Origin of the sequence: Pseudomonas sp. GL-R-26 (genome assembly GCF_019947365.1) — a bacterium.
In the GTDB taxonomy this organism is placed as follows: Bacteria; Pseudomonadota; Gammaproteobacteria; order Pseudomonadales; family Pseudomonadaceae; genus Aquipseudomonas.
This window is the reverse complement of record NZ_JAGYGI010000009.1, coordinates 38,803-63,545: the sequence shown is the minus strand read 5'-3', so window position 1 is coordinate 63,545 and position 24,743 is coordinate 38,803. Positions and strand designations below refer to the sequence as shown.

At 61.3% G+C, this 24,743-nt stretch carries 21 protein-coding genes and 1 tRNA gene; 11 read left to right on the top strand and 11 right to left on the bottom strand.

From position 1 onward, the window contains the following. Positions 1 to 66: 66 nt before the first annotated feature. Positions 67 to 1,164, top strand: a complete 1,098-nt coding sequence (locus KGA96_RS11510; protein ID WP_223512861.1) for a DNA alkylation repair protein — start codon at positions 67 to 69, stop codon at positions 1,162 to 1,164. A gap of 133 nt (positions 1,165 to 1,297) precedes the next feature. On the opposite strand, the gene KGA96_RS11505 is transcribed toward KGA96_RS11510, so the two are convergent. Then, positions 1,298 to 2,200: a LysR family transcriptional regulator gene (locus KGA96_RS11505; protein ID WP_046037333.1), complete on the bottom strand. Its 903-nt coding sequence runs from the start codon at positions 2,198 to 2,200 to the stop codon at positions 1,298 to 1,300. Positions 2,201 to 2,332: 132 nt separating this feature from the next. Between KGA96_RS11505 and KGA96_RS11500 the strand changes: the two genes are divergently transcribed. Both KGA96_RS11500 and KGA96_RS11495 read left to right on the top strand, forming a co-directional pair. Continuing rightward, positions 2,333 to 3,994: a GMC family oxidoreductase gene (locus tag KGA96_RS11500; protein WP_046037335.1), complete on the top strand. Its 1,662-nt coding sequence runs from the start codon at positions 2,333 to 2,335 to the stop codon at positions 3,992 to 3,994. Between the two features lie 140 nt (positions 3,995 to 4,134). Further along, on the top strand, positions 4,135 to 5,757 hold the full coding sequence (locus KGA96_RS11495; RefSeq protein WP_046037337.1) for an MFS transporter: 1,623 nt from the start codon (positions 4,135 to 4,137) through the stop codon (positions 5,755 to 5,757). Between the two features lie 54 nt (positions 5,758 to 5,811). Here the strand turns inward: KGA96_RS11495 and KGA96_RS11490 are convergent, their stop codons facing one another. Continuing rightward, on the bottom strand, positions 5,812 to 6,180 hold the full coding sequence (locus tag KGA96_RS11490) for a DUF427 domain-containing protein (protein ID WP_008046975.1): 369 nt from the start codon (positions 6,178 to 6,180) through the stop codon (positions 5,812 to 5,814). 255 nt (positions 6,181 to 6,435) lie between these two features. Between KGA96_RS11490 and KGA96_RS11485 the strand changes: the two genes are divergently transcribed. The 3 genes from KGA96_RS11485 to KGA96_RS11475 all read left to right on the top strand — a co-directional run bounded on the left by KGA96_RS11485 (position 6,436) and on the right by KGA96_RS11475 (position 9,920). Beyond that, positions 6,436 to 8,382: a DNA topoisomerase III gene (locus KGA96_RS11485; RefSeq protein ID WP_263286960.1), complete on the top strand. Its 1,947-nt coding sequence runs from the start codon at positions 6,436 to 6,438 to the stop codon at positions 8,380 to 8,382. Positions 8,383 to 8,564: 182 nt separating this feature from the next. Next, complete coding sequence (locus tag KGA96_RS11480; RefSeq protein WP_046037340.1) at positions 8,565 to 9,068, top strand: GNAT family N-acetyltransferase; 504 nt, start codon at positions 8,565 to 8,567, stop codon at positions 9,066 to 9,068. Between the two features lie 522 nt (positions 9,069 to 9,590). Continuing rightward, complete coding sequence (locus tag KGA96_RS11475) at positions 9,591 to 9,920, top strand: hypothetical protein (RefSeq protein ID WP_032829393.1); 330 nt, start codon at positions 9,591 to 9,593, stop codon at positions 9,918 to 9,920. Between the two features lie 115 nt (positions 9,921 to 10,035). On the opposite strand, the gene KGA96_RS11470 is transcribed toward KGA96_RS11475, so the two are convergent. Next, a complete protein-coding gene (locus KGA96_RS11470) occupies positions 10,036 to 11,538 on the bottom strand; it encodes an aldehyde dehydrogenase family protein (RefSeq protein ID WP_046037346.1) in 1,503 nt (500 codons plus the stop codon). 351 nt (positions 11,539 to 11,889) lie between these two features. Here KGA96_RS11470 and KGA96_RS11465 point away from each other — a divergent pair, with 351 nt between their 5' ends. After that, complete coding sequence (locus KGA96_RS11465) at positions 11,890 to 12,396, top strand: DoxX family protein (RefSeq protein ID WP_046037347.1); 507 nt, start codon at positions 11,890 to 11,892, stop codon at positions 12,394 to 12,396. 68 nt (positions 12,397 to 12,464) lie between these two features. On the opposite strand, the gene KGA96_RS11460 is transcribed toward KGA96_RS11465, so the two are convergent. Beyond that, entirely contained in the window at positions 12,465 to 13,439 is a 975-nt protein-coding gene (locus KGA96_RS11460) for a nitrilase-related carbon-nitrogen hydrolase (protein WP_046037349.1), read from the bottom strand. Between the two features lie 101 nt (positions 13,440 to 13,540). Further along, positions 13,541 to 14,473 (bottom strand): GlxA family transcriptional regulator, encoded by a 933-nt coding sequence (locus KGA96_RS11455; protein ID WP_046037351.1) that lies wholly within the window; start codon positions 14,471 to 14,473, stop codon positions 13,541 to 13,543. A gap of 157 nt (positions 14,474 to 14,630) precedes the next feature. Between KGA96_RS11455 and KGA96_RS11450 the strand changes: the two genes are divergently transcribed. Further along, positions 14,631 to 15,293, top strand: a complete 663-nt coding sequence (locus tag KGA96_RS11450) for a glutathione S-transferase family protein (protein WP_046037353.1) — start codon at positions 14,631 to 14,633, stop codon at positions 15,291 to 15,293. Positions 15,294 to 15,384: 91 nt separating this feature from the next. Here KGA96_RS11450 and KGA96_RS11445 read toward each other — a convergent pair. After that, positions 15,385 to 15,459 (bottom strand) — tRNA-Gln (locus KGA96_RS11445). Positions 15,460 to 15,780: 321 nt separating this feature from the next. Here KGA96_RS11445 and KGA96_RS11440 point away from each other — a divergent pair. Further along, complete coding sequence (locus KGA96_RS11440) at positions 15,781 to 16,209, top strand: hypothetical protein (protein ID WP_046037354.1); 429 nt, start codon at positions 15,781 to 15,783, stop codon at positions 16,207 to 16,209. 104 nt (positions 16,210 to 16,313) lie between these two features. On the opposite strand, the gene KGA96_RS11435 is transcribed toward KGA96_RS11440, so the two are convergent. The 4 genes from KGA96_RS11435 to KGA96_RS11420 form a co-directional block, all read right to left on the bottom strand. Then, positions 16,314 to 18,302, bottom strand: coding sequence for a peptidase U32 family protein (locus tag KGA96_RS11435; protein ID WP_046037356.1), 1,989 nt, complete (start codon positions 18,300 to 18,302; stop codon positions 16,314 to 16,316). Between the two features lie 254 nt (positions 18,303 to 18,556). Then, on the bottom strand, positions 18,557 to 18,937 hold the full coding sequence (locus tag KGA96_RS11430; RefSeq protein WP_008021538.1) for a RidA family protein: 381 nt from the start codon (positions 18,935 to 18,937) through the stop codon (positions 18,557 to 18,559). Positions 18,938 to 19,060: 123 nt separating this feature from the next. Beyond that, complete coding sequence (locus KGA96_RS11425) at positions 19,061 to 19,801, bottom strand: TorF family putative porin (protein WP_046037361.1); 741 nt, start codon at positions 19,799 to 19,801, stop codon at positions 19,061 to 19,063. Between the two features lie 85 nt (positions 19,802 to 19,886). Next, positions 19,887 to 21,626, bottom strand: coding sequence for an amidohydrolase (locus tag KGA96_RS11420; protein WP_046037363.1), 1,740 nt, complete (start codon positions 21,624 to 21,626; stop codon positions 19,887 to 19,889). Positions 21,627 to 21,733: 107 nt separating this feature from the next. On the opposite strand from KGA96_RS11420, the gene KGA96_RS11415 reads away from it, so the two are divergent. Further along, positions 21,734 to 22,648, top strand: coding sequence for a LysR family transcriptional regulator (locus KGA96_RS11415; protein WP_223467344.1), 915 nt, complete (start codon positions 21,734 to 21,736; stop codon positions 22,646 to 22,648). Between the two features lie 54 nt (positions 22,649 to 22,702). On the opposite strand, the gene KGA96_RS11410 is transcribed toward KGA96_RS11415, so the two are convergent. Continuing rightward, on the bottom strand, positions 22,703 to 23,326 hold the full coding sequence (locus tag KGA96_RS11410) for an NIPSNAP family protein (protein WP_046037365.1): 624 nt from the start codon (positions 23,324 to 23,326) through the stop codon (positions 22,703 to 22,705). 267 nt (positions 23,327 to 23,593) lie between these two features. Here KGA96_RS11410 and psrA point away from each other — a divergent pair, with 267 nt between their 5' ends. Continuing rightward, positions 23,594 to 24,685, top strand: a complete 1,092-nt coding sequence (psrA, locus tag KGA96_RS11405; protein ID WP_046037366.1) for an iron-containing alcohol dehydrogenase PsrA — start codon at positions 23,594 to 23,596, stop codon at positions 24,683 to 24,685. The last annotated feature ends 58 nt before the right edge of the window (positions 24,686 to 24,743 follow it).

Below are 24,743 nucleotides of genomic sequence, written 5' to 3'. Positions count from 1 at the left end.
GAGGGCCTGCTCGCGATGAACGATAACGCGGTGTGATGGATCAACAACAATTGCCAGGGAAACACCATGACTGACCAACAATCTCCGGCCCTCAAGGAAATCTTCAACGCCGAGCGCCTCCAGCACATCGCCAGCGAAATGACCGCTGTCTATCCGCCATTCGAAGCCTGGCGCTTCCTGAAGCTGGCCCAATCCGGCCTGGCAGACCTCAGCGTCATGCAGCGCATGGCCCGGGTCAGCGAGTGCCTGCACGCCGTGCTGCCCCTGGACTACGAGGCGTCGCTGCAGGTGCTGCGCGCCCTCGCCCCGCGCCTGAACAGCGGCTTTGTCGGCATGTGCCTGCCGCACTACGTCGCCAGCTACGGCGCCCATGCGTTCGATCAGTCGATGGACGCGCTGAAGTACTTCACCGCATTTGGCTCTTCGGAATTCGCAATCCGTCACTTTCTGCGCAGTGACCTCGATCGCTCGCTCAAGCTGATGCATGCCTGGTCGCTGGACGACAACGAGCATGTACGGCGCCTGGCCAGCGAAGGATGCCGGCCACGCCTGCCCTGGTCATTCCGGCTGGAGCCCATCCAGGCCGATCCGACACTGGCCGCGAACATCCTCGACAACCTCAAGGCCGACACCAGCCTGTACGTGCGCAAATCTGTGGCCAACCACCTCAACGACATCACCAAGGATCATCCCGACTGGGTGCTGGATCTGATTGAAGGCTGGTCGCTGGACAACCGGCACACCGCATGGATCGCCAAGCACGCCCTGCGCAGCCTGATCAAACAGGGCAACCAGCGGGCACTGGCGATCATCGGTGCGGGCGGCAAGCCCGAAGTCGAGATCGTCGATGTGAAAGTCGAACCGCCGGTGATTGGCCTGGGAGAAAAAATCACCCTGTCGTTTGCCGTCAGGTCCACGGTAGAAAACAGTCAGCGCCTGGTGATCGACTACGCCATCGATTACGTCAAGGCCAATGGCAGCACCTCGGCGAAGGTGTTCAAACTCAAGGCGCTGACGCTGCCGGGCAACGCCGTCGAAGCCGTCAGCCGTGGCCAGCAGATCAAGGAACTCACCACCCGCCGGCATTATGCGGGGCGCCATGCGGTGCATGTCCTGGTCAATGGTGAACGGCTGGCCAGTACGGCGTTCGAGATTGTTGGTTAAGCCGTAGGATCAATTCTGGATGGACCGCCGCCATCGCGGGCAAGCCCGCTCCCACAGGGATCTGCTGTGCTACACAGTTGGTGTGAACAGCACAAAAACCTGTGGGAGCGGGCTTGCCCGCGATAGCGTCAGCTCAGGCACCGAGGGAAACTGCCCCCTGCAACAACCCCTGCTCCCGCTCACACAACTCCACCACATAATCCCACAACACCCGCAACCGCACCGACTTGTGCAGCTCCCGGCGGGTGCTGATCCAGTAGCTACGCTGGATGCTTTCGTCCGGCAGCAATGGCACCAGACCGGGATCGGCACTGGCCATGTAGCACGGCAGCACGGCAATCCCCAGACCTGAGCGCGCTGCCTGTTGCTGGGCGATCACGCTGGTACTGTGAAACACCACCCGCGGGTTGCGGCAGAAGCTGTTGAGGAACATCAGTTCCTGACTGAACAGCAAATCATCGACATAGCCAATCCACGCATGGCGCCCGAGGTCCTCGCGACTGCGCAACGGCGGTGAACGGTCGAGGTAGTCCTGGCTGGCATAGAGCGCCAGGCGATAGTCGGTGAGTTTACGAGTGACCAGCATGTCGGCGGCCGGGCGTTCGAGGTGGATGCTGATTTCCGCCTCGCGGTTGAGGATGCTGACAAACCGCGGCACCGCCACCAGTTCCACCTCCAGCCCCGGATAGCGCTCGAACAAGCCGCTCATGCGACTGGCCAGGAACATGATGCCCAGCCCTTCCGTCACCCCAACGCGGATCTTGCCCAGCGGCGCGGTGGACTGGGTGATTTCCTCCTGGGCCAGCAGCGCCACGTTCTCCATCGCCTCGGCGTGTTTAAGCAACGCCTCGCCTGCCGGGGTCATCTCATACCCCTGGGCATGCTGGACGAACAACGCCGTACCGAGGCTCTTTTCGATGGCCTCGATGTGCCGCGCCACGGTGGCATGGGTGGTGTTCAAGCGCCGGGCAGCCGTGAGCAAACGCCCGCTGCGCTGCAATTCGAGAAAAAACCGCAGGTCATTCCAGTCGAACATGAAGCGTCCTTGTTCTTTGCCGTTCGGGATGCTGTTTAAAAACGCACAGCGGCTGCGCAAAAACTAACATTCTTTTGACGAAAGCTAACAACTAGGATGACAGACAACAAGAACAACAACGCGAGGTCAGGGATGCAGACTTCCCTTGATGAATACGATTACATCGTGGTCGGGGCCGGGCCGGCCGGATGTCTGCTGGCCAATCGTTTGTCGGCCAATGCGCAACATCGCGTGTTGCTGCTCGAGGCCGGTGGTCGCGACAACTACGCGTGGATTCACATCCCCGTGGGCTACCTGTTTTGCATCGGCAACCCGCGCACCGACTGGTGCTTCAAGACCGAAGCGCAACCGGGCCTGCAAGGCCGCGCCCTGAGCTACCCGCGCGGCAAGGTACTGGGTGGCTGCTCCTCGATCAACGGCATGATCTACATGCGCGGCCAGGCCGGCGACTACGACCGCTGGGCCGCCGACGGCAACCCTGGCTGGAGCTGGCAAGAGGTGTTGCCGCTGTTCAAGCAGAGTGAAAACCACTTTGCCGGTGCCGCCGAATTTCATGGCGTCGCGGGCGAATGGCGAGTTGAACGCCAGCGCCTGTCATGGCCGATTCTCGACGCTTTCCGCAGTGCCGCCGAACAAAGTGGCATCGCCAGCATCGATGACTTCAACCAGGGCGACAACGAAGGTTGCGGCTATTTCCAAGTCAATCAGAAGGCCGGCATCCGCTGGAACGCGTCCAAGGCCTTTCTCAAACCCATTCGCCAGCGTCCCAATCTCACCGTGCTGACCGGTGTCGAAGTCGACCGCGTGCTGCTGGACAATGGCCGCGCCTCGGCGGTCAGTGCCCGCTGGCAAGGCCAGGCGAAAACCTTCAAGGCGCGCAAAGAGATCGTCCTGTGTGCCGGCTCGGTCGGTTCGCCCAGCATCCTGCAACGCTCCGGCATCGGCCCGCGTCCGCTGCTGGAACGGCTGGGTATTGGGGTCGCCCATGAGCTACCCGGCGTCGGTGGCAACCTGCAGGATCACCTGCAACTGCGGCTGATCTACAAGCTGGAAAATGCCCGCACCCTGAACCAGATTGCCGGCAGCCTGTGGGGCAAGATGGGCATGGGCCTGCGCTACCTGTATGACCGCAGTGGCCCGCTGTCCATGGCGCCGAGCCAGTTGGGCGCCTTTGCCCGCTCGGGGCCGGAGCAGACGTCAGCCAACCTCGAATATCACGTGCAACCGCTGTCGCTGGAGCGCTTTGGCGAACCGCTGCATGCCTTCCCGGCGTTCACCGCATCGGTCTGCGATCTGCGCCCGCAAAGCCGTGGCCGGGTGGAAATCCGCTCCGCCGATCCGCAAGAAGCCCCGCTGATCCAACCCAATTACCTGAGCCACCCGGAGGATTTGCGGGTCGCCGCCGACGCCATCCGCCTGACCCGGCGCATCGTCGCTGCCCCGGCACTGCGCGCCTTCAATCCGGTGGAATACCTGCCCGGTGACAGCCTGCAAAGCGAAGAACAACTGCACGAAGCCGCCGCACGGATCGGCACCACGATTTTCCATCCGGTGGGCACCTGCCGCATGGGCAATGACGCCGACGCCGTGGTCGATGCGCAACTCAAGGTCCACGGCATCCCCGGCCTGCGCATTGCCGATGCCTCGATCATGCCGCGCATCACCTCGGGCAACACCTGCTCGCCGACGCTGATGATTGCCGAGAAGGCTGCGCAGATGATCCTCAACCCTTCTGTAAACACATCACCTGTGGGAGCGGGCTTGCTCGCGAAGGCGGTGGATCATTCACATTGATGTTGAATGACACGACGCTTTCGCGAGCAAGCCCGCTCCCACAAGGACCGCATCAGATTCACGGACATCGAGCATCACCCCTGCAAGGAACACGCAACACCAGTGGAACAACAAAAACAATCACTGTGAGGGATACCGGTATGTCAGAGAACGTTCAAACCCTGGAAGCCGTGCGCAGCGCGGGCACCAGCCAGGAAACCCAGAAAGTCATCTTCGCCTCGTCCCTCGGGACGGTCTTCGAGTGGTACGACTTTTTCCTCTATGGCGCCCTCGCGGCGGTGATCAGCAAGCAGTTCTTCGCCGGGGTCAACGACACCACGGCGTTTATCTTCGCGCTGATGGCCTTCGCCGCCGGCTTCATCGTCCGGCCGTTCGGCGCGCTGGTGTTCGGGCGGTTGGGGGACATGATCGGGCGCAAGTACACCTTCCTCGCCACCATCATCCTCATGGGCCTGGCGACGTTCTGCGTTGGGCTGCTGCCGACCTACGCCAGCATCGGCATCGCCGCGCCGATCATCCTGGTGATGCTGCGCATGCTCCAGGGCCTGGCCCTGGGCGGTGAATACGGCGGCGCCGCGACCTATGTCGCCGAGCACGCGCCCGTCGGCAAGCGGGGCTTCCACACCAGCTGGATTCAGTCCACCGCGACTCTGGGCCTACTGCTGTCGCTGCTGGTGGTGTTGGGCTGCCGCTACTTCACCGGTGACCAGTTCGAAGTCTGGGGCTGGCGCATTCCGTTCCTGTTTTCCATCGTGCTGCTGGGCATCTCGACCTGGATTCGCATGAGCCTGCATGAGTCGCCGGCCTTCGTGAAAATGAAAGAAGAAGGCAAGCTGTGCAAACAACCGATTCGCGACTCCTTCGGCAAATGGGAAAACCTCAAGGTGGTGCTGATCGCCCTGTTCAGCATCAATGCCGGGCAAGCGGTGACCTTCTATGCCGCGCAATTCTATGTGCTGTTCTTCCTCACCCAGTTCCTGAAAATGGACCCGGCGGTGGCCAACGGCTTGCTGATTGTCAGCGTGACCATTGGCGCGCCTTTCTTCATTTTCTTTGGCTGGCTGTCGGACAAGGTCGGGCGTAAACCGGTGCTGATGATCGGCCTGCTGCTGGCCACCGCGCTGTACTTCCCGATCTTCAAGACCCTGGCCCACTACGCCAACCCGGCCATCGACCAGGCCAGTCGCCAGGCACCGATCACCGTGATGGCCGACCCGGCCACCTGCACCTTCCAGTTCGACCCGGTGGGCAAGGCGAAATTCGACAGCCCGTGCGACAAGGTCAAGACCTTCCTGGTCAAGCAGGGCCTGCCGTACCAGAGCGCAGCGGCCCCGGCCGGCAGCGGCGTGCAGGTCAGCGTCGGTGACGTGAAGATCGATGGTTTCGACGAAGCCGCCCTGCGCGGTGCCGTGACCCTCGCCGGTTACCCGCAACAGGCTGACATGCAGCAGATCAACAAACCGATGATCGTGGCGCTGATCGTCGCGCTGATCATCATCTCCGCGATGTGCTACGGCCCGCTGGCGGCGTTGATGGTCGAACTGTTCCCGACCCGCATCCGCTACACCTCGATGTCCCTGCCCTACCACATCGGCAACGGCTGGTTCGGCGGTTTCCTGCCGACCGTATCGTTCGCGTTGGTGGTGTACACCGGGGACATCTTCTACGGGCTGTGGTACCCGGTGGTGATCACCGGGGTGAGCCTGGTGGTGGGGATGATTTGTCTGCGCGAAACGCGCAACGTGGATCTCGACAAGAACTGAGGCAATGCCTGTCGACGAGGGAGCTGGCTCCCTCGTCGCGGCGATCAACCCCGATCAGACCTCGGCATCAAGCAACTCGAACTTCACTTGATCCGGATAGAACGCCAGGTATCCGCGGATTTGCTCCACCGACACCTTGGGATCCTCGTAACTCCACACTGCGTTGGCACTTTCATGCCCCGGCACCTGCAGGCTGAAATAGCTGGCATCGCCCTTGTACGGGCAATAACTGGTGTGGTCGGTGCGGGCGAAGTACTTCTCGTCGATGTCCTCTCGCGGCACGTAGTACACCGGCGGGTAGTTGGCCTCCAGCAACACCAGTGCTCGCGCCGAGGCGGCCACTTGAATGCCGTGAAATCTCACCAGCAGACAGCCAGGCTGCTCGGCGATGGTGATGACAGGACTAGGACCGGAGCTTTTCATGGAAAACGTTCCTCATGACGGTGATGGACCTGCAAATCGATGTGGGAGCGTGGCTTGCCCGCGATGGGCTACGCAGCAGCCCCAAAACCTGAAACCTCGATTTATCAGGTATAACCCAAGTTTTACCCTCGCGACTGCTTCGCAGCCGAACGGGAGCGACATACAAAGCTGTACATCCATACAGATAAAGATTGCTCCATCGCTCATCAAGCGCCATTCTGTGCACCCCTGACACATAGATCGACGATGGTGGTTATGCGGCTGTACCTCTGTGAAAAACCTTCCCAGGCCAAAGACATTGCGGCAGTCCTAGGCGCCCGGCGCCGGGGCGATGGCTGCTGGCTGGGAACAGACATCACGGTGACCTGGTGCATCGGCCACCTGCTGGAAACAGCACCGCCGGATGCCTACGACGCGCGCTACAAGCGCTGGGTGCTGGCCGACCTGCCGATCATTCCCGAAAAATGGAAAATGACCGTCAAGCCGCGTACCGCCAGCCAGTACAAGGCGGTCAAACGCCTGCTCGGCGAAGCCTCCGAACTGATCATTGCCACGGACGCCGACCGCGAGGGCGAGATGATCGCCCGGGAACTGGTGGAGCATTGCCGCTATCGCGGACCGATCCGCCGCCTCTGGCTGTCGGCGCTGGACGATGCGTCCATCCGCAAGGCCCTCGCGGCCCTCAAACCGGGGAACGAAACCTTCAGCCTCTATCACTCGGCCCTCGGGCGTTCCCGGGCCGACTGGCTGATCGGCATGAACATGAGCCGGCTGTTCACCCTGCTGGGGCGCCAGTCCGGCTATCAAGGCGTGTTGCCGGTGGGCCGGGTGCAAACGCCTACCTTGCGCCTGGTGGTGGATCGCGATCGCAGCATCGCCGACTTTGTGCCCGTCCCCTATTGGGCCATCGACGTGCAACTGCTGCACAACGGCACCGCATTCACCGCTCAATGGCGCGCGGCATCGGAGCTTTGCGACGATCAGGACCGCTGCCTGAACCAGGCGCTGGCACAACAAGCGGCGGCCGCCATGAGCGGCGCGGCCAGTGCGCGGGTGATCAAGCTGCGCACCGAACGAATGCGCGAAGTGGCCCCGCTGCCGTTCGATCTGGGCACCCTGCAGGAGGTCTGCTCGAAGAAGCTCGGCCTCGGCGCCCAGGAAACCCTCGACATCGCCCAGGCGCTCTACGAAACCCACAAAGTCATTACTTATCCGCGCAGTGATTGCGGCTACTTGCCCCTCAGCCAGCACAGCGAGGCACCGGCCATTCTGGCGGCATTGCGCCAGGCCGATCCGGCGTTGAACGCCTTGCACGATCACCTTGATCCGCAACGGCGCTCACGGGCCTGGAACGATGCCAAGGTCAGCGCGCACCACGGCATCATCCCCACGGCTGCGGCAAAAAATCTCGAACGCCTGGCGGGCAAACAGCGTGCGGTCTACACACTGATCCGCGCCCGATACCTGGCGCAGTTCCTGCCCAATCACGAATACGATCGCACCCAGGCCGACTTCGACTGTGCTGGAGAGGGCCTGCGCGCTGTCGGCAAGCAGATCATCGAGCCGGGCTGGAAACGCGCCCTGCCCGAAGCACTGGCTCCGGCCAAGGGGCGCGAAGCCCCGGCGCCACAGACTCTGCCCAACCTGGCCGAAGGCATCGATTGCGCAGTGGCCGGCGTGCAATTCAAGGACCTGTGGACGCAACCGCCAAAGCCGTTCACGGAAGGCGACCTGATCAAGGCCATGAAGAATGTCGCCAAACTGGTGCAAGACCCGCTGCTCAAGCAAAAGCTCAAGGACACTACCGGCATCGGCACCGAAGCGACTCGCGCGTCGATCATTCAGGGCCTGCTCGACCGTGGTTATCTGGTCAAGAACGGTAAGGCCCTGGCCGCCACGCCGGCCGCGTTCAGCCTGATCGACGCCGTACCGCGGGCCATCGCCGATCCGGGCACTACGGCGATCTGGGAGCAAGCCCTGGACATGGTGCAAAGCGGCGAAATGAGCCTGGAAGAGTTCGTCACCAAACAGGCGGCGTGGATGAGCAAGCAGGTCAGTCGCTGTTCCGGCCTGAGCCTGACCATCAGCGGCCCACCGCCCGGCGGCTCCGCCGCAGCCCCATGGAAGAAGAAACGCAAGAGCACCCCACGCAAACCAGCAAGCGGCACCAAGCGCAGGGCAAAGCCGGCAAGCAATACTTAAACCCGCCACCGAACCCTGTGGCGAGGGAGCTTGCTCCCGCTGGACTGCGCAGCAGGCCCAATGATTTTGTTTGAAAGCGAGAGCCGCTTCGCGACTCAACGGGAGCAAGCTCCCTTGCCACAGGGTCGTGCGACGCCGGCCATAATCAATGGTGTCCCTTGGCCGATCAGGAGCCACTTCGTATGCCTTCGATAGAACTGCACGCCGCCCAACGCGATGAACTGGAAACCATCGAGAACCTGATGCAGTTCTACACCTACGACTTCAGCGAATGGTTGCCGCTGAAACTGGGCGAATACGGTTTGTTCAACATCCTGCCCATGCCCGACTACTGGCGAAACCCGGCCACCCGGCCATTCCTGATCAAGGTCGACAGTGAACTGGCCGGCTTCGTGAGCGTGGATAACCAGGTCCATCTACCCGGTGCCGACTACAACATCGGCTATCTGTTTGTCAGTCGACGCTTCCGTGGCCGGGGCGTCGCGCGATTTGTCGTTTCCACCCTCTTGAGCCGATTCCCCGGTCAATGGCAGATTTTCCACATCGAGGCGAACCAGCCGGCACGCCTGTTCTGGGCCGCCGTAATGCCGGGGCTCAACGTTGACGGTTTCACCTTGCATCAGCAGGTGGTTGACCGTTATCCCTGCACTTTTTACCGCTTTGAGTGTCCGTCCTTGTCGTCCTGACCGACACACCTTCGACTCCGCCTGCTAATTCCCAACAGCTTTGTCCGACAATATGTAGTGACTGAAAATATTCACTACAAAACCGTTGACGCCTCCGATTTGCCCTTGCATGATGCAGACGTCTCCCCGATCGGGAGTACAGGCAACACGTTTGAGCAAGCTCGTCTGACCGCCGAGCTGTTTTTCCCGGATACACGCTGCCCACAAGGCAGATTGAAGAAGCTGACCTGGCCTGAACGTCCAGTACAAGGGCGAGAAGACTTGGCGAGCAATCCTCATGAAGCTTGTGGCCGACCCTGAAAACGTCGGCAGTGGCCTTAAGGTTTTCGCCGCTTCTCTTCGTTGTGACGCTATTGCGTAGCAGTTATTCAACACGACTACATGCAACAGACGCAGGACCCCGCCCAATAAGGCGGTCGAACGCTGACGTCCTGGTTTCGGTGCCAGGGATCAACTAACCGATGGGCTACCTGTATTAGCGAATCAACTTTGAAAGATCACCAATTGGTCAAGGGGTTTATGATGAATCTGAACAATCAACCAACTATCGATGAACTGGCTCGTATCTTCGCTGCAAAGAAAGACAGCCACGACAACCATATTCTCTGGATCAGCAAGTGTGGCCAGGTTCATATCGACTGCCTGTCGCCGCACGCCCATGAAGCAGAGTTCGACCAGAACAACCAGAACCTGCTGGCCCGACTGAAGATGTACCGTCGCGGCCAGGGCTATGTCGGCAAAAAAGCCGCAGCCGACAAGGACTTCATCGGTAATGTTCTGCAAACCCTGAAACAGGCCTGGGCCTCGATGCAGAACCAGAACGAAGTTCGGGTGATTGACCGGTTCTACTAATTGAAATGAGTCATTACTGACTTATTGATAAACAAGGCCTGCTCCCGATAAGGAGCAGGCCTTTTTTATGTTGGAGCGAAAACCAGATGTGGGAGCGAGCCAGCTCCCGCAGGGTTCAGCGTTTGACGCCCAGATCGACCTGGGTCATGCGGCTACGGATGGTGAACACGCCATCACCGGAGAGAATCGCACTGCGAGCAAACAGGCGCCCGCTCTCCCAGTTCGAAAGCCCCAGTTCCGGCTTGTTCAACGCGTACTGGCCGTCGACCCAACGGGTGATGCCATTGCCGACAAAAGGCGCGTTGACCGCGTTGTAGAAACGCTCCTGAGCCTCGGCACTTTCACTGATCAAGGACACCGTGAATTGCGGGCTGTAGCGATTGAACAAGGCAATGGCATCGTCCAGGTCGTCGACGATCTTCAGGCTGACTTCCGGGGTTTCTTCCCACTCCCATTCACGGCCCAATTGGTCTTCCGGCAACGGCTCGGCCTGCGCCTCGCTCTGATAGCCTTCGGCGCGGTACACCTGGACCGTTGCAGCCAGCCAGTCTTGCGGCAGGTGCGGCTCGCTGCCTTCGACGATGTGCAGCTTGCAACCCTGCCCCCGTGCGGTACCGGCCTGTTTGAGTGCGTCGAGGAACAGCGGCACCAGTTCAGCGGCACGGTCGCGGTGAATCAGGCAGACGTTCAGTGTGTTGCAGACCTTGCGGTCCAGGGAGTTGCGCACCACGGCGGCAAAACGCTTGGCGTCGGCATCGGCGTTAGCGATCAGCCACGCGCCACCGGTGCCGTGCAGGCTGACCGCCGTGCCGGCCTGCTGGGCGATGCTGCCCAACTGGCTGACGGCGCGACCCGAACCACGGGCCACCGCCAATGACAGGCGCCGGTCAGCGAACATCGCCCAACCGGCGGCGTGGTTGACACTTTCCACCAGCGACACGGCACCGGCCGGCAAGCCGGCGTCGCTCAGTGCAGGGTTCAGTGCATGGGTGACGATCGCCTGGGCCGTGCCCAACGCATCACTGCCGATGCGCAGCACGGCGGTGTTGCCGGTGCGCAATACACCGGCCGCGTCGGCAAACACATTCGGCCGGCCTTCGAAGACGAACGCGACGATGCCCAGCGGCGAGACCACTTGCTCGACTTTCCAGCCATCGTGCTCGACGCAACTGATCACTTTGCCACGGCTGGCCGCTGCATCACGCCACGCGCGCAGGCCGGCGATCATGTCGCGACGCATGCGCTCATCGGCCAGCAACCGGGTGGTCGAGCGACCGCGCGCCTTGGCCCGTTCGATGTCGGCCAGGTTGGCGGCTTCGATCAAGGCCCAGCATTCCGGGGTTTCCAGGCGTTGGGCGAACAGGTCGAAGAAGGCGCTGATGGCTTGATCGGACACCGCCGACAGCGCGGTGAATGCCGCCTGGGCGCGCTCGATCGCGACGTTGGCCGCTTGCTGGTCCGCCACGGGGATCAGCAGCAACTCACCACTGACCTGCTCCACCAGCAGGTGGTCACCGGGCTGGAAGCGTTGCGCCAGTTCGGGGCTGACGACAGTGACACGATTACCGGCGAAAGGGATTGGCGTGCCAGCGACTAGACGTTCGAGCGCGAGGGACATGAAGCGGTATCACCATGCTGTGGGCGGTCGGAAAATGTATAGCAATTTCCCTGTGGGAGCGAGCCTGCTCGCGAAGAGGCCATTCCATCCAACATCAATAGCGTCTGACACTCCACCATCGTCGAATCGCCGCCCGGAGCAGGCTCGCTCCCACAGGGGTACCGGTTACGTATCTCAATGTATACAGCCCCGCCCCAGACACACCCCGCACTCAAAACCCCGCCACAACGACACACCGCAGATACACCCCATTGATGAAATACGCCTGTCGATTGGCCACGCCGATCAAAGCGCTCAACTCACGGGGCATGCCGTTGCCCCGCCTCCCTGACCTGAAAGAGAGCAACGTCCATGAGCACCTCCATTTCTTCGGCCGTCAAAGGCCTGCACCTGAACCTCGACCGTGCCGGCGACTGGGTTGCCCCCCTGGCGCTGCGGGTGTTCCTCTCCTGGGAATTCCTCGAATCCGGCCTGGAGAAATTCAACGGCCAGAACTGGTTCACCGATATCCAGGCGCGCTTCCCGTTTCCGTTCGACCACCTTCCAGCGACGCTGAATTGGGAGCTGTCGATGTGGGCCGAACTGATCTTCGCCGTGACCTTGCTGGTGGGCCTGGGCACACGTTTTTCGGCGTTGAGCCTGATGGTGGTGACCCTCGTCGCAACCGCCGCCGTGCATTGGCCCGCCGACTGGCACAGCCTCAGTGAACTCGCCCAAGGCTATGCCATCAGCAACAAGGGTTACGGCAACTTCAAGCTGCCTTTGATCTACCTTGTGGCCCTCACGCCGCTGCTACTGTCGGGTGCCGGTAAGTTCAGCATCGATGCGTTGCTGGCGCGTTTCATCTGGCGGCGCTGAAACGAAAGTTGCAACGCAGACAAACAAAAAGGGGACTTCCATAAAGTCCCCTGTTTTTTTGCCCGGAACTAACCCATCACTTCTTCCAGCCCGATCTGTACGGCCAGTTTCGGATGCGCGCTGCGTTCATGCACTTGGGATTGCGGGGTGCGGTCGATCAGCAGGCTCAGCAGTTCCGGGCGGCTGTAGTGGCCGCGGGAATCCATCATGCGCTTGCGCTTGTCGATCAGGCCCATGTCGAGGTCGGCGATCACCTCGCCCTCACCTTCCTGCAACGAACCCAGGACCGTGCCATCCGGGCTGATGATCGCGGTATAGCAACCGCCGGAGATCGGGCCGATGGCGCAACCGGTGTCGGCCATGATCTGCGCCTGTTGTTCGGGGTACAGCCACGCCGTCGAGTTGACCACAAAGCACGCGGCCTCCAGGGCATGCTGGCGAATGCTGACTTCCATTTGCGCGGCGAACTGGGGACCGGCAAACGACCCCGGGTACATCGCCGCATGGATCTGTTCGCCATCGGCCATCAAGGCATAACGGGCCAGCGGGTTGAAATGCTCCCAGCAGGCCAGTTGCCCGATGCGCCCGACCGCGCTGTCGACGGCCCGCAGGCCGGAGCCGTCGCCCATGCCCCAGATCATGCGCTCGTGGTAGGTCGGGGAAATCTTGCGGCGACGCTGGATCAGCGAGCCGTCGGCATCGAACAGCAACTGCGTGTTGTACAGCGTGCCGCCATCGCGCTCGTTGACGCCGATGGACACGACCATGCCCGCTTGCCTGGCCGCAGCGCCGATGGCATCGGTGGCGGCCGAAGGCACGGTGACCGCCTGGTCCAGCAGCTTGAGGTGTTCGGCGGCCATTTCGAACGGTGACTGCACGTAGGAAAAGTACGGGTAGTACGGCACGACGGTTTCCGGGAACACGGCGAATTGCACACCCTGTTCGCCGAGTTCGAGAATCTTCTGCACCACTTTGTCGACGGTGCCTTCACGGCTGTAAAGAACAGGGCTGATTTGTACGGCGGCGGCTTTGACGAGGGTCATGGCGGTGATCTCATTGAGGGATACGTTTCAACAAGATCAAGATTACGCATATAATAAAAAGGCTTGAATGTCGTATACACCACCTTTCAGGACATCATGATTCAGCCCCGATTGGCACGCTGGATCACCTGCGGCGGCTGCCCGAACGCCCGAATAAATGCGCGGCGCATACGTTCCCGGTCACCAAAGCCGGTGTCCGTCGCCACCACATCGATGGAGTGCCGCCCGGTTTCCATCATCAACCGCGCCGACTCGACCCGCAGGCTTTCGATGGCCTTGGCCGGAGACTGGCCGGTTTCGGCATGAAACACCCGGCTGAATTGCCGAGGGCTGAGATTGGCCGCGCTGGCCAGTTCTTCGACTGACAGCGCGGACTTGAGATTCTGCTTGGCGTAGTTCAGCGCGGCCTGTATGCGATCGGTCTTGGGGGCCAGTTCCAGCATCACCGAAAACTGCGACTGCCCGCCCGAACGCCGGTGATACACCACCAATTGCCGCGCTACCTTGCGTGCCACGTCGGCGCCCAGATCGTTCTCCACCAGCGCCAAAGCCAGATCCACGCATGCGCTCATGCCGGCAGCCGTCCACAGGTGGCCGTCATTGATGAAGATCCGGTCTTCCTCGACCTTCACGTTCGGGTACGCCTTGCGAAAGGCCGGCACATGCGCCCAATGGGTGGTCGCCCGCCGACCATCGAGCAACCCCGCCTCCGCCAAGGCAATCGCCCCCGTGCAAATCGAACCCAGACGCCGGGTGCCATGACTGGCACGGCGCAAAAACTCCAGCATGCCTGGCGTGGTCGGGCGGATCAGGTTGTCGCCCAGCACCAGCAGCGTATCGAACCCGCGCTGGTCGAACGCTTCGGTCTGCACAGCAAAACCGGCGGACGTTTGCACCAGGCCGCCCGGCTCGGACAGCAAGGCAATGCGGTACAACGGCTCGTCACCGGCACTGTTGGCCAACTCGAAGGCGGCACACATGGCCAGGCCCAGAACCTGGAAACCGGGGTAAACAATGAGTCCGATCTGGTGCATGGCAATATGACCATAAACGTGGCATGCCTGAAGTTCAGGCCAGAGACTTGTACTCTAACCCGAACAGCAGGCGCCGGACATCAGGCTGGAGCACCTCGCGCATTGGCGGATGGCGACGGATAATCAACTGGTTTCCATCCCACCGAGGAATTGAAGGATGTCACTGACTCTTTATTTCCATCCGCTCTCGTCGTTCTGCCACAAAGCGCTGATCGCTCTGTATGAACTGGAAATCGAGTTTGAAAAAAGGATCATCGACCTGGGCAACGAGGCTGACCGGGCCGAGCTACAAGCACTTTGGCCACTCTGCAAATTCCCGGTGATCCGCGATCACGACCGCCAACGGGACGTACCCGAGTCGAGCGTGATCATTGAGTACCTGGACCGGCTTCATCCCGGCCAGGCACGCCTGATTCCGGATGATTGGCAAGCCGCGTTGGAGGTGCGCCTGTGGGACCGTTTTTTCGACCTGCATGTCCAGGTGCCGATGCAGAAGATCGTCGCTGACCGAATCTATGCCGCAAACGGCGACCTGACCCGCGAACGTGCTGCGCTGATGACGGCGTACGGCATGCTTGAACGCCAGTTGGCCGCAAACACCTGGGCAGCCAGCCCCGCCTTCAGCATGGCCGATTGCGCCGCTGCTCCGGCGCTATTCTACGCCAGCACCCTCGTACCCTTTCCTGACGATCATCGCCACTTGAGTGCTTATTTCGACAGGTTGATCCAAAGGCCCTCGGTCAAGCGGGTGATCGACGAGGCAAGACCGTATTTTTCCTTGTATCCGTTTGCCGAGGCTATCCCGGAGCGCTTTCGGTAGCGGTAGATGGGCGAACGGGAGGCAAAAAAACAACGAATCGACGAATAATAACCGTCGGTCGAGTGTTATCTGATTATGTGGGAATAAAAAATGGCAGGGGCGGCTGGATTCGAACCAACGCATGGCAGGATCAAAACCTGCTGCCTTACCGCTTGGCGACGCCCCTGTATCTGTTGCGATGAGTGCCTGGCACTCGCTTTCTTGAGTGGCAACAAGACCTGTTGCCTGCTCTCGCGACTGGCTCCCTGAGGGCCGCTGCAAGAGTGGGCGCAAATTTACCAACATTTTCCTCATATGGGAAGCCCAAACAAAAAAAATTGTTCATTAAAACAGACGCTTAGTGTCGAGCCGAATCTCGGGGTGCTATCGGCGCACTTTCACCCCGAACAGCTCTGCTACGCTTTTCCTAACTCGAATTGAATCGGGAATCGTTTACGCAACACCCTTCCCTTGCCATTTGAGGGCGCCAAAAGTGAAAGGCAAATTAATGGGGGCCGCTGCAACCCTTCTGGTTCTCGGGACCGCGATTTATGGGTTGAACACTTGGGAACACATCCAGGACCAGCGGCAGGAAGCGGTCTGCAAGGCCGCCCGGGAGCATCTCAATGGACTGGAAACCCAGGCACGAGCCTTTGCCTCCGGGTTGACGGTCGAAGCCTATGCCGAAGCCGAAAAAGCCGAGGCCGGCCAGTTGGTTCTGGCGCTCGATACCGCCAAGAATGAAGCCGAAGTCGATGCCGTCATCGACAGGCACGCCGCTGCCATCGAGGCGCAGATATCCGCCGAGAACGCTGAGGTTCAATCCCGAGGCGAACAACCCTTCCTCGGTCAGGAAATGAAAAAGCAACGCATCCCCACCGACGTCAAACAGGAATTCAAACGAGCTGAGAAAGCCGTCGCCGACACCTGCGGATAGTGTCGCCCGCCAGCTCCAGGCTTGTCGCCAGCGTCCAGACTTCAGCAAAAGCGGTTTCAAGCTGGAACAGGCGAGTGCGCCGTTGCGACGCACTCGCCGGTCACTCAGTGCGGCGCGCGCGGGATGGTCTTGAGCAGGTCTTCGGGGCTGATGTGACCGACCACGCTGCCCGGTTGCGGCAGGTTGAGGATGTGGCCTTTCATCTTGCCGATGATGTGCATCTCGCAAGGCTTGCAGTCGAACTTCAACGTCAGCACTTCATCGCCGTGGATCAGTTGCATCGGCGCAACCTTGGTGCGCACGCCAGTTACACCTTTGGCCTGTTTCGGGCACAGGTTGAAGGAGAAACGCAGGCAGTGCTTGGTGATCATCACCGGCACCTCGCCGGTTTCCTCGTGGGCCTCGTAGGCCGCGTCGATCAGCTTGACGCCATGGCGGTGATAGAAGTCCCGGGCCTTCTGGTTGTAGACGTTGGCCAGGAACGACAGGTGCGAATCCGGGTACACCGGCGGCGGCGTGGTTTCGGCCTTGCGGCTGCCCCGCGGGTGAGCCGCGATCCGCGCCTCGGTCAAGGCTTCAATCACTTCGCGGCGCAATGCCTTGAGCTGCGAGTTCGGGATGAAGTACGCCTGCGGCGCGTCCAGCTTGATGTCGATGGCGTGGTACTGCGTGGTACCCAGTTGGCCGAGCAAATCCTGCAATTGCTCCAGCGCCTGTTCCGGCTTGTTGGCTGCGCCGAACGGGCCAGCCAGGGTGACGCTGGCGCTGATGCCCTCTTCGCTGGTAGCGGTCAGTTCCAGCTGGTCTTCACGCAGGCGAGCGACCCAGTTCAGGGCAATGCGACGCTCGGCGGAGGTCTTTTGCAGCGCCTGTTGCCAGTTGTGATCGAGGTTGCGATTCAGCGGGTGGTTGGGGCGCAGCTTGTACATCCCCTCCGGCATCTCGTTGGGCTCGACGCGATAGCGATAACGCTTCTCGCCGTCCTCCTCGAATTCGCCTTTGGGTTCGGCGATGTTGGCGCGAAAACCCACCACTTCACGCTTGACCAGCACGTTGAGGCCGTCGCCGTTGGACAGTGGCTCGTGCGTCACGACCTGCATGTCACGCTTGGCGACTTTCTCGACTATACCCACCGGAAGACCGGTGAAGGTCGGCGAGTCAAAGGCGCCGATATCGATCTTGCGGTCAGTGACGAAGTAATCGGTGCTGCCACGGTGGAAGGTTTTTTCCGGGTCGGGCAGGAAGAAGTGCGCGGTGCGGCCGCTGGAGGCGCGGGCCAGGTCCGGGCGGTCTTCGAGCACGGCGTCGAGGCGCTGGCGGTAGTAGGCGGTGATGTTTTTCACATAGCCCATGTCCTTGTAGCGGCCTTCGATCTTGAACGAGCGCACGCCGGCCTCGACCAGGGCGCGGATGTTGGCGCTCTGGTTGTTGTCCTTCATCGACAGCAGGTGCTTTTCGTAAGCGATCACCCCACCCTTCTCGTCCTTGAGGGTGTACGGCAGACGGCAGGCCTGGGAGCAGTCGCCACGGTTGGCGCTGCGCCCGGTTTGCGCGTGGGAAATGTTGCACTGACCGGAAAACGCCACGCACAACGCGCCATGGATAAAGAACTCGATGGCCGCGTCGGTTTCATCGGCGATGGCGCGGATCTCCTGGAGATTCAGCTCGCGGGCCAGCACCAGTTGCGAGAAACCGGCCTGATCGAGGAACTTCGCCCGTTCCAGGGTGCGGATGTCGGTCTGGGTACTGGCATGCAGCTCGATCGGCGGAATGTCCAGCTCCATCACCCCCAGGTCCTGGACGATCAGCGCATCGACGCCGGCGTCGTACAACTGGTGGATCAGCTTGCGGGCCGGCTCCAGTTCGTTGTCGTGCAGGATGGTATTGATGGTGGTGAACACCCGGGCGTGGTAGCGACGGGCGAACTCCACCAGTTCGGCGATATCGCTCACTTCGTTGCAGGCGTTGTGGCGGGCGCCGAAGCTCGGGCCACCGATGTAGATGGCATCGGCGCCATGCAGAATGGCCTCGCGGGCGATGGCCACATCGCGGGCAGGGCTGAGCAATTCCAGGTGATGTTTGGGCAAAGACATAGTTTTTTTAGTCAGGCTTGTCACGGTCGAGGCGTGCATTGTAGCGGCGAAACGCCTGACCGGCACCCGTATGCTGCCAGGTGGTGGCCTTGGGCAGATCTGCCCTGCCTGAATCCTTGTAGGAGCGAGCTTGCTCGCGATGGACGTTAACGATGACGCGGGCATTCTGTATGCACGCGTCGCCCTTATGTTCATCGTCGGAACGCCGCCCGGAGCAAGCTCGCTCCTACAGTATTGTGTGTGTGTTGCTTCGATCAGGCCTTGGCCGCCATCGCGGTCACTTCCACGCGCATGCCTTCAACCGCCAACGAGGCAACCCCGACAGCGGCGCGCACTGGCCATGGCTTGGCGAAGTAGCGCTTGTAGACTTCGTTGAACGCGGCGCGGTCGGCCATGTCGGTGAGGTAGATGGTCAGGTGCATCACGCGATCCATGGAGCTGCCGGCACGCTCCAGCGCGACCTTCAGCGCTTGCAGGGTGCATTCGCTTTGCAGGGTGATGTCGCCCAGTTCCAGGCTGCCGTCGGCGCGAGTGGGGATCTGGGTGGAGACCAGCACACCGCCGAAACCGACGACGTCGGAGGAAATCGAATCCGCATCGGGATCGGGGGTAAAGGTCAGGTCGTGGTTTGCCATGGGGACTCTCTTGTTGGATGGGGGTGAGGCAGGTGCCTTTTGGCCCACCAGTTTACAGGGCCATGCCCGGGTGTGCGACGGCAGGCCCTGGCAGATCAACAAGCAATCAACACCGAGCCCTGATCAGAAGGTCTTGCTGGCGCTGACCACGACGGTTGCGGTGCACACGTCGCCATAGCCGTAGTAGCTCGTGCACTCATGCGTGGACAGGTCGGTGTCGACGTAGGCCAGCGCCCAGTCGACGCCCACGGAGCTGTGGGTCAGCCGGGCTTCCCACTCGTGATAGTCGCCACGGGTAGCGCCGTCGCCGGCAATGAACACGTCATCCTTGAAATCGAATCGGCCATAGCGCACCTCCAGCCCCGTGTCCGCTGGTAGCGCGTAGCTGTAGCCCAGATAGGTGTAGAGCGTGTCCTGGTCCTTGCCCACATAAGTCTGCAAATCGTTGGAATAGTAAGTGGCGAACTTGAAGCCATAGGCTTTGACGATGGCGTAGACCTCGCTCTGGTTGAAGTCCGATTGCCTGGCGTAGGTGTACTTGAGGTAGCCAACGTCGAGGCTGACGTCATCGGTGATCTGCTTGTAGAAGCCCGCGTAGAAATCCTGCTCCAAGCGGGTTTTATAGTTCAGGCCGAAATCGACATTGGAGGTCCAGACCCCGGCGTAGGCGCCGCTGCTGTGCAGCAATGTGGCGTCCAGTTGCGCCGCAGGGTCGCCCAGGGTCAGTGACAAGCCACGGCTGCGGTAGTCGCTGACCACCGCCGGCTTGAGCATCAGTTGAAAGTCATCGTTCAGCGTAATGGCGTGGGCGGCCAGCGGCAAAAAAGTGCAGGCGACAAACAGGGTCAATGCAGGGCGATGCATGTTTCAGGTCCTTTCTTATTATTGAGTCGGCAAGGCTTCGCCCTCCCCTTGCCGGCAGGGCAAAGGGTGGGCGAACAGGGGGGAGTTACGGGCGGCTGTAGACTTCGCGGCCGGCGAAGTAAGTCTTCAACACTTGGGTGTCGGCCAGTTGCGTTTCAGGCGCGCTGAACACATCGCGGTCGACAACGATCATGTCGGCCTGCTTGCCTGGGGTCAGCGAGCCGATCTGCTGTTCCAGGCCAATGGTTTTCGCGGCGTTGCGGGTGTAGGCGTAGAACATGGTTTCGCGGTCGATGGCTTCTGCCTGGTTCAGCACACCCTTGGGGCCTTTACGGCTGATGGCTTGCCCGATCGCTTTCCACGGATCCGGTGTCGACACCGGCCAGTCGCTGGCCCCGGAGATCGTCGCGCCGTTCTTGAGCAACGAACGCGCCGGGTACATGAACTGGAACTGCATGGCATTGATGTAAGGCTGCAGCAGATCGATGCTCAGCTCGTCTGCCGAGGCCCAGTAAAGCTGCATCGATGCGATGACGTTGAGCGGCTTGAACCGGGTGAATTCCTTGGGGTTGACCATCTGCAAGTGGGTGATGGAGTGGGCCACGTTGTTGTGCCCTTCGCGACGCGCCTGCTCGATGCCATTGAGGCTTTCACGCACCGCTCGATCACCGATGGCATGCACATGCACCAGCCAGCCGCGGGCATCGGCGGCCCCCACCAGTTCACCGAAGTGCGCCGGGTCGATCAGCAGTTCGCCGCCCTTGAGCGAGTTCTTGTAGGGCGACAGCAACGATGCGGTTTGTGCCGGAAATTCGGCGACGCCATCGGCGAACACCTTGATGCCCGGCAGGCTCAGATTGTCGACACCAGCGAATTGCTCGCGCACCTGCTCCACCACCTCAAGGTCGGCGGGTTTGCTCTTGGGGTTGACGACCATCAGGGCGGCCACGTGCAGGCGCAGTTCACCCTTGTCCGCCAATGCCTTGTAGGCCGGCAGCACCCCGACGTTTTTCACCGTGGGCTTGAAGTCGAACAACGCATCCCCGGGCACCGCGTTGGCCGCCGGGTCCATCAGCGCCGTCACGCCCAGGCTGTGATAAAGGTCGCGGGCCGCTTCGGCGGCGCTGATCAATTGCTCAAGACTGGCCGGCGGCAGCTGCGACATCACCGCCGACAAGCCGGCATCGGCGACGAAACCGTTGGGGGTGTTGTCGTCATGGTGGCCGATGGTCGCCACCGCTTCGCCCGTGAGTGCCTTGACCCGCTCGGCATCGATACCGGCGCGCTTGAGCAGGGTCTTGTTGGCCCAACCGGTGTGGTAATCCCACCCGACGAACAGGATCGGCGTGTCCGTCCATTCACCCTGGTTGAAGCGCTTTTCAAACTCCGCCACCTGGCTCCAGTAGGTCGAGGGCGTTCCACCGACGACCAGAATGTCGCCATGCCGGGCCTTGCCGTTGTCGCGCCACTCGCGCAAGCGCTGCTCCAGTTCGTCGAACGGCAGCATTTGCGTCTCAAGGTCCGCGGACTTGAGCTTCACCCCGCCAAACACCGCGTGGCTGTGGGTGTCGATGAAACCGGGCATCAACACCTTGCCCTGCAAGTCAATGACCTGCGTGCCGGGGTCCTTGAGGGCCAGCACCTCGGCGTCGCTGCCGACCTTGACGACTTTCCCGTCCTCCACGGCCACGGCCTGTTGCAGCGCCTTGCCCTGCTCGGCGGTAAAGACTTTGCCGTTATGCAAAATCAGATCGGCGGCCGCCATGCTTTCCATAGAGGAAAGACCAATAGCCATGGCCAATGCCGACTGGATAATCCGCTTCATCGTCCCGCACCTTTTTTCTTGTAGGAATGCCGTGAGACTAGCGAACCGGGCGGCGGTAAAGAATACTCGGCCCACGTAACACATACTTTCCAAACAGGAAACACTGAATGGACCAGCTCAGCGCCATCGCGATGTTTGTCGAAACCGCCGACCAGGGCAGTTTCACCCGTGCCGCTTCGCAATTGGGCAAAACCACCTCGGCCCTGACACGGGCCATCACCCACCTGGAAGAGGAATTGGGCACGCGCCTGTTCGAGCGTTCCACGCGACGCATCGCGCTGACCGAGGCCGGGGAAATTTTCCTCGCCAGTTCGCGGCAAGTGCTCACGCAACTGGAGCAAGCCCGGGAAGACATCGGCCAGTTGCAGCGGGAAATGTATGGCCTGCTGCGCGTGACCGCCCCACCCTCGTTTGCGCCGGCCTTTCTCAATGAGGTGTGCTGTCGTTTTCTCGAGCGCTACCCGCAGATGCGCCTGGACGTGGTGCTCACCGATGAGTTCGTCGACCTGGTCGAAGGCCGGTTCGACCTCGCGGTGCGGGACGGCCCGGTGGAATTGCCCGACCTGATCACCCGCCCGCTGACCGCCAACCGCATCCTCTTGTGCGCCAGCCCCCGCTACTTGCAACGCAACCCGCTCGAGGTGCAACCGCACACGTTCAATCAACACGATTGGCTGCTGTTTCGTCACCCGGCCCTGAACCCGCATTACTGGTGGCTCGAACAGGAGGGTGAACGCAAACGAATCACCCAGCCGATACCGCGGCTGAGCAGCGACAACTATGACTTCCTGTTCGGCGCCCTGCTGGCCGGCCGGGGTTTGCAGTTCTGCCCGCAGTGGAGCGCCGCCCCGTACATCCGGCGCGGTGAACTGGTGCAACTGCTGCCGGACGCCGACCTCGACCCCGAGCAGTTCGGCCGGAAAATCCACGTGATTTACCCGGCGCACCGCCGCCATACCCGCAAGCATCAGGCGTTTATCGAGTGCCTGACCGAGTACCTGGACGAGCAGGCGTTGCATTGAGGCAGGCATCCGCTGCCCTTGAAATCACACCCGGTCAGCCGAACTGCGCCCGGGTCATTGCAAGGGCGAGAACTTCGCGGGCAGGTAGATGGTCGAGCGCATGTCGCGCAGCTGCGGGCCGGAGTTTTCCGGCGGCCAGACGCCGTCGGCGACCGCTTGGGTGCGCACTTGCAGGCGCTGTTCCAGGGTGGTCCAGGGCCAGATGTGCAGATAGCGTGGCAGCGCGCCGTCGGTGGCGTAGAACGCCGCGTACACCGGCGAATACTGTTCGGCGGTTCGCGCTTCGATGGCATTGCTCCAGCCGTCGAGGGTGGGCTGCAACCCGCTGCTGACCAGGTCGTAGACGCGCAGTTCGTAGAATGGACCGTGCGACCCCGCGCTCAAGGGTTCGAGGAAGGGAAACAGCGTGTAGTTTTCGACGCGCAGATCGGTGATGAACTCGTTGACGCCAAACGCCCCGCCCCCCAGCAGGAAACGCTCGCGCTCCACTTGTCTTGAGTGCTCGTCGGCGTAACCGCGCAGCACGGCGATCTGGTTCAACTGGCCGATTTCCGAGGCCCAGCAGCCCATCAACACCCCGCCGACTTCCGGCTTCGCCAACTCAGCCTCGATGCTTACCAGCGCATCGGCCACTGTGCGCACGCGCACGGTAAAAGTGATCAGTTCAAATAAACGCATAGCGACTCCGCCCACCGGTTTGCCAAAAGCACACAGCCTATGACAGCCCCCGTTGGCGGGATATTGAGACGAACCCCATCGGCAACGGCATTTGCCGCAGTGTTCTAGGTAGTTTCTTTATTGGGATGAAGGCGAAGCATCAGCCACGTCCTTCCAATCGGCCGTTATCGGCCCAGCCGATTCAAACCTGTGAATTATCGATTTGTGCAGCAGTCCGTGGACCGCGAGCATGGCGTCACTTCCAACAACAAAAACCAAGGACCCGCCATGACCGCCCGATTTCACAATCCAGTGGATACCCGCTTCGGCTGGGGGAGCTTGCAAGAGCTTGCCGCCATCACCGAACATCAGAACGTTGCCGTCGTGACCTTTCCCGAAGCCCGTGGCCTGGGGCTGGTGGATCGCCTTCAAGCGTTGCTGGGCGAACGCTTGGTCTACGTGATCGAAGATGTCCAGCCCAATCCCGATGTCGCGCAACTTCGCGCAACCTATGAACGCTTCTGGCAAGAGGCCGGCGATTGCCATGCGGTGATTGCCGTCGGCGGCGGCAGTGCCATCGACACCGCCAAGGCGCTGATTGTCGGCACCGAGTCCGGCCGCTTCGATGAGCTGCTGGCATTGCTGGCAAGCGGCAAACCCTTCGTTCCGGTTCGCAGTAAACAGCTGATCGCGGCCCCGACTACGGCAGGCACCGGCAGTGAGGTCACGCCCTGGGCGACGATCTGGGACGCAGCCAACCACAAGAAGTACTCCCTGCACCTGGACTGTACCTGGCCAAAGGTTGCGATCATCGATCCGCAACTGATGCTCACGGTGCCGGCCAGCGTCACCGTTTCCACCGGGCTGGATGCACTGTCCCACGCGCTGGAGTCGATCTGGAACATCAACGCCAACCCGCTTTCCGACACCTTCGCCATCTCTGCCATCGAGGACATCCTCGAATGCCTGCCCTTGCTGCGGCGTGACCTGTCCAACCAGGAACTGCGCTCACGGATGGCCCTCGCCGCACTCAAGGCCGGCATGGCGTTCTCCAACACCAAGACCGCACTGGCCCACTCCATTTCCTATGAGATGACCTTGCACTACGGCTTGCCCCACGGCATTGCCTGCTCCTTCACCCTGCCACTGGTGTTGGGCCTTGCCTGGGGCCACGACGAGACGCGCGACAAGACCCTGCAACGGGTTTTCGGGCCAGACCTGGATAAAGCCCAGGCCCGATTGCGCGCCTTCCTGCACAGCCTGGATGTGAAAACCGAGTTCGCCGACTACGGCGTGACGGCCGAAGAGGCCCAAACCATGATCGATTTCGCCCTGCAAGGCGCACGCGGCAAGAACTTCATCGGCTCACGAGCGGCCTAGGGCTCGCCAGCCCCCAAAGACACTACACTGCCAGCGGCGTAACGAGCCGCGACGATTT

Bases quoted from the DNA above. Each gene is read 5' to 3' on its own strand.
- KGA96_RS11430 (WP_008021538.1), bottom strand. From the start codon at position 18,937: ATGGCAAACCACGACCTGACCTTTACCCCCGATCCCGATGCGGATTCG.
- KGA96_RS11505 (WP_046037333.1), bottom strand. From the start codon at position 2,200: ATGTTCGACTGGAATGACCTGCGGTTTTTTCTCGAATTGCAGCGCAGC.
- KGA96_RS11420 (WP_046037363.1), bottom strand. From the start codon at position 21,626: ATGAAGCGGATTATCCAGTCGGCATTGGCCATGGCTATTGGTCTTTCC.
- KGA96_RS11425 (WP_046037361.1), bottom strand. From the start codon at position 19,801: ATGCATCGCCCTGCATTGACCCTGTTTGTCGCCTGCACTTTTTTGCCG.
- KGA96_RS11510 (WP_223512861.1), top strand. From the start codon at position 67: ATGACTGACCAACAATCTCCGGCCCTCAAGGAAATCTTCAACGCCGAG.
- KGA96_RS11455 (WP_046037351.1), bottom strand. From the start codon at position 14,473: ATGCACCAGATCGGACTCATTGTTTACCCCGGTTTCCAGGTTCTGGGC.
- KGA96_RS11475 (WP_032829393.1), top strand. From the start codon at position 9,591: ATGAATCTGAACAATCAACCAACTATCGATGAACTGGCTCGTATCTTC.
- KGA96_RS11460 (WP_046037349.1), bottom strand. From the start codon at position 13,439: ATGACCCTCGTCAAAGCCGCCGCCGTACAAATCAGCCCTGTTCTTTAC.
- KGA96_RS11450 (WP_046037353.1), top strand. From the start codon at position 14,631: ATGTCACTGACTCTTTATTTCCATCCGCTCTCGTCGTTCTGCCACAAA.
- KGA96_RS11435 (WP_046037356.1), bottom strand. From the start codon at position 18,302: ATGTCTTTGCCCAAACATCACCTGGAATTGCTCAGCCCTGCCCGCGAT.
- KGA96_RS11495 (WP_046037337.1), top strand. From the start codon at position 4,135: ATGTCAGAGAACGTTCAAACCCTGGAAGCCGTGCGCAGCGCGGGCACC.
- KGA96_RS11410 (WP_046037365.1), bottom strand. From the start codon at position 23,326: ATGCGTTTATTTGAACTGATCACTTTTACCGTGCGCGTGCGCACAGTG.
- KGA96_RS11415 (WP_223467344.1), top strand. From the start codon at position 21,734: ATGGACCAGCTCAGCGCCATCGCGATGTTTGTCGAAACCGCCGACCAG.
- KGA96_RS11485 (WP_263286960.1), top strand. From the start codon at position 6,436: ATGCGGCTGTACCTCTGTGAAAAACCTTCCCAGGCCAAAGACATTGCG.
- KGA96_RS11470 (WP_046037346.1), bottom strand. From the start codon at position 11,538: ATGTCCCTCGCGCTCGAACGTCTAGTCGCTGGCACGCCAATCCCTTTC.
- KGA96_RS11465 (WP_046037347.1), top strand. From the start codon at position 11,890: ATGAGCACCTCCATTTCTTCGGCCGTCAAAGGCCTGCACCTGAACCTC.
- KGA96_RS11490 (WP_008046975.1), bottom strand. From the start codon at position 6,180: ATGAAAAGCTCCGGTCCTAGTCCTGTCATCACCATCGCCGAGCAGCCT.
- KGA96_RS11480 (WP_046037340.1), top strand. From the start codon at position 8,565: ATGCCTTCGATAGAACTGCACGCCGCCCAACGCGATGAACTGGAAACC.
- psrA (WP_046037366.1), top strand. From the start codon at position 23,594: ATGACCGCCCGATTTCACAATCCAGTGGATACCCGCTTCGGCTGGGGG.
- KGA96_RS11440 (WP_046037354.1), top strand. From the start codon at position 15,781: ATGGGGGCCGCTGCAACCCTTCTGGTTCTCGGGACCGCGATTTATGGG.
- KGA96_RS11500 (WP_046037335.1), top strand. From the start codon at position 2,333: ATGCAGACTTCCCTTGATGAATACGATTACATCGTGGTCGGGGCCGGG.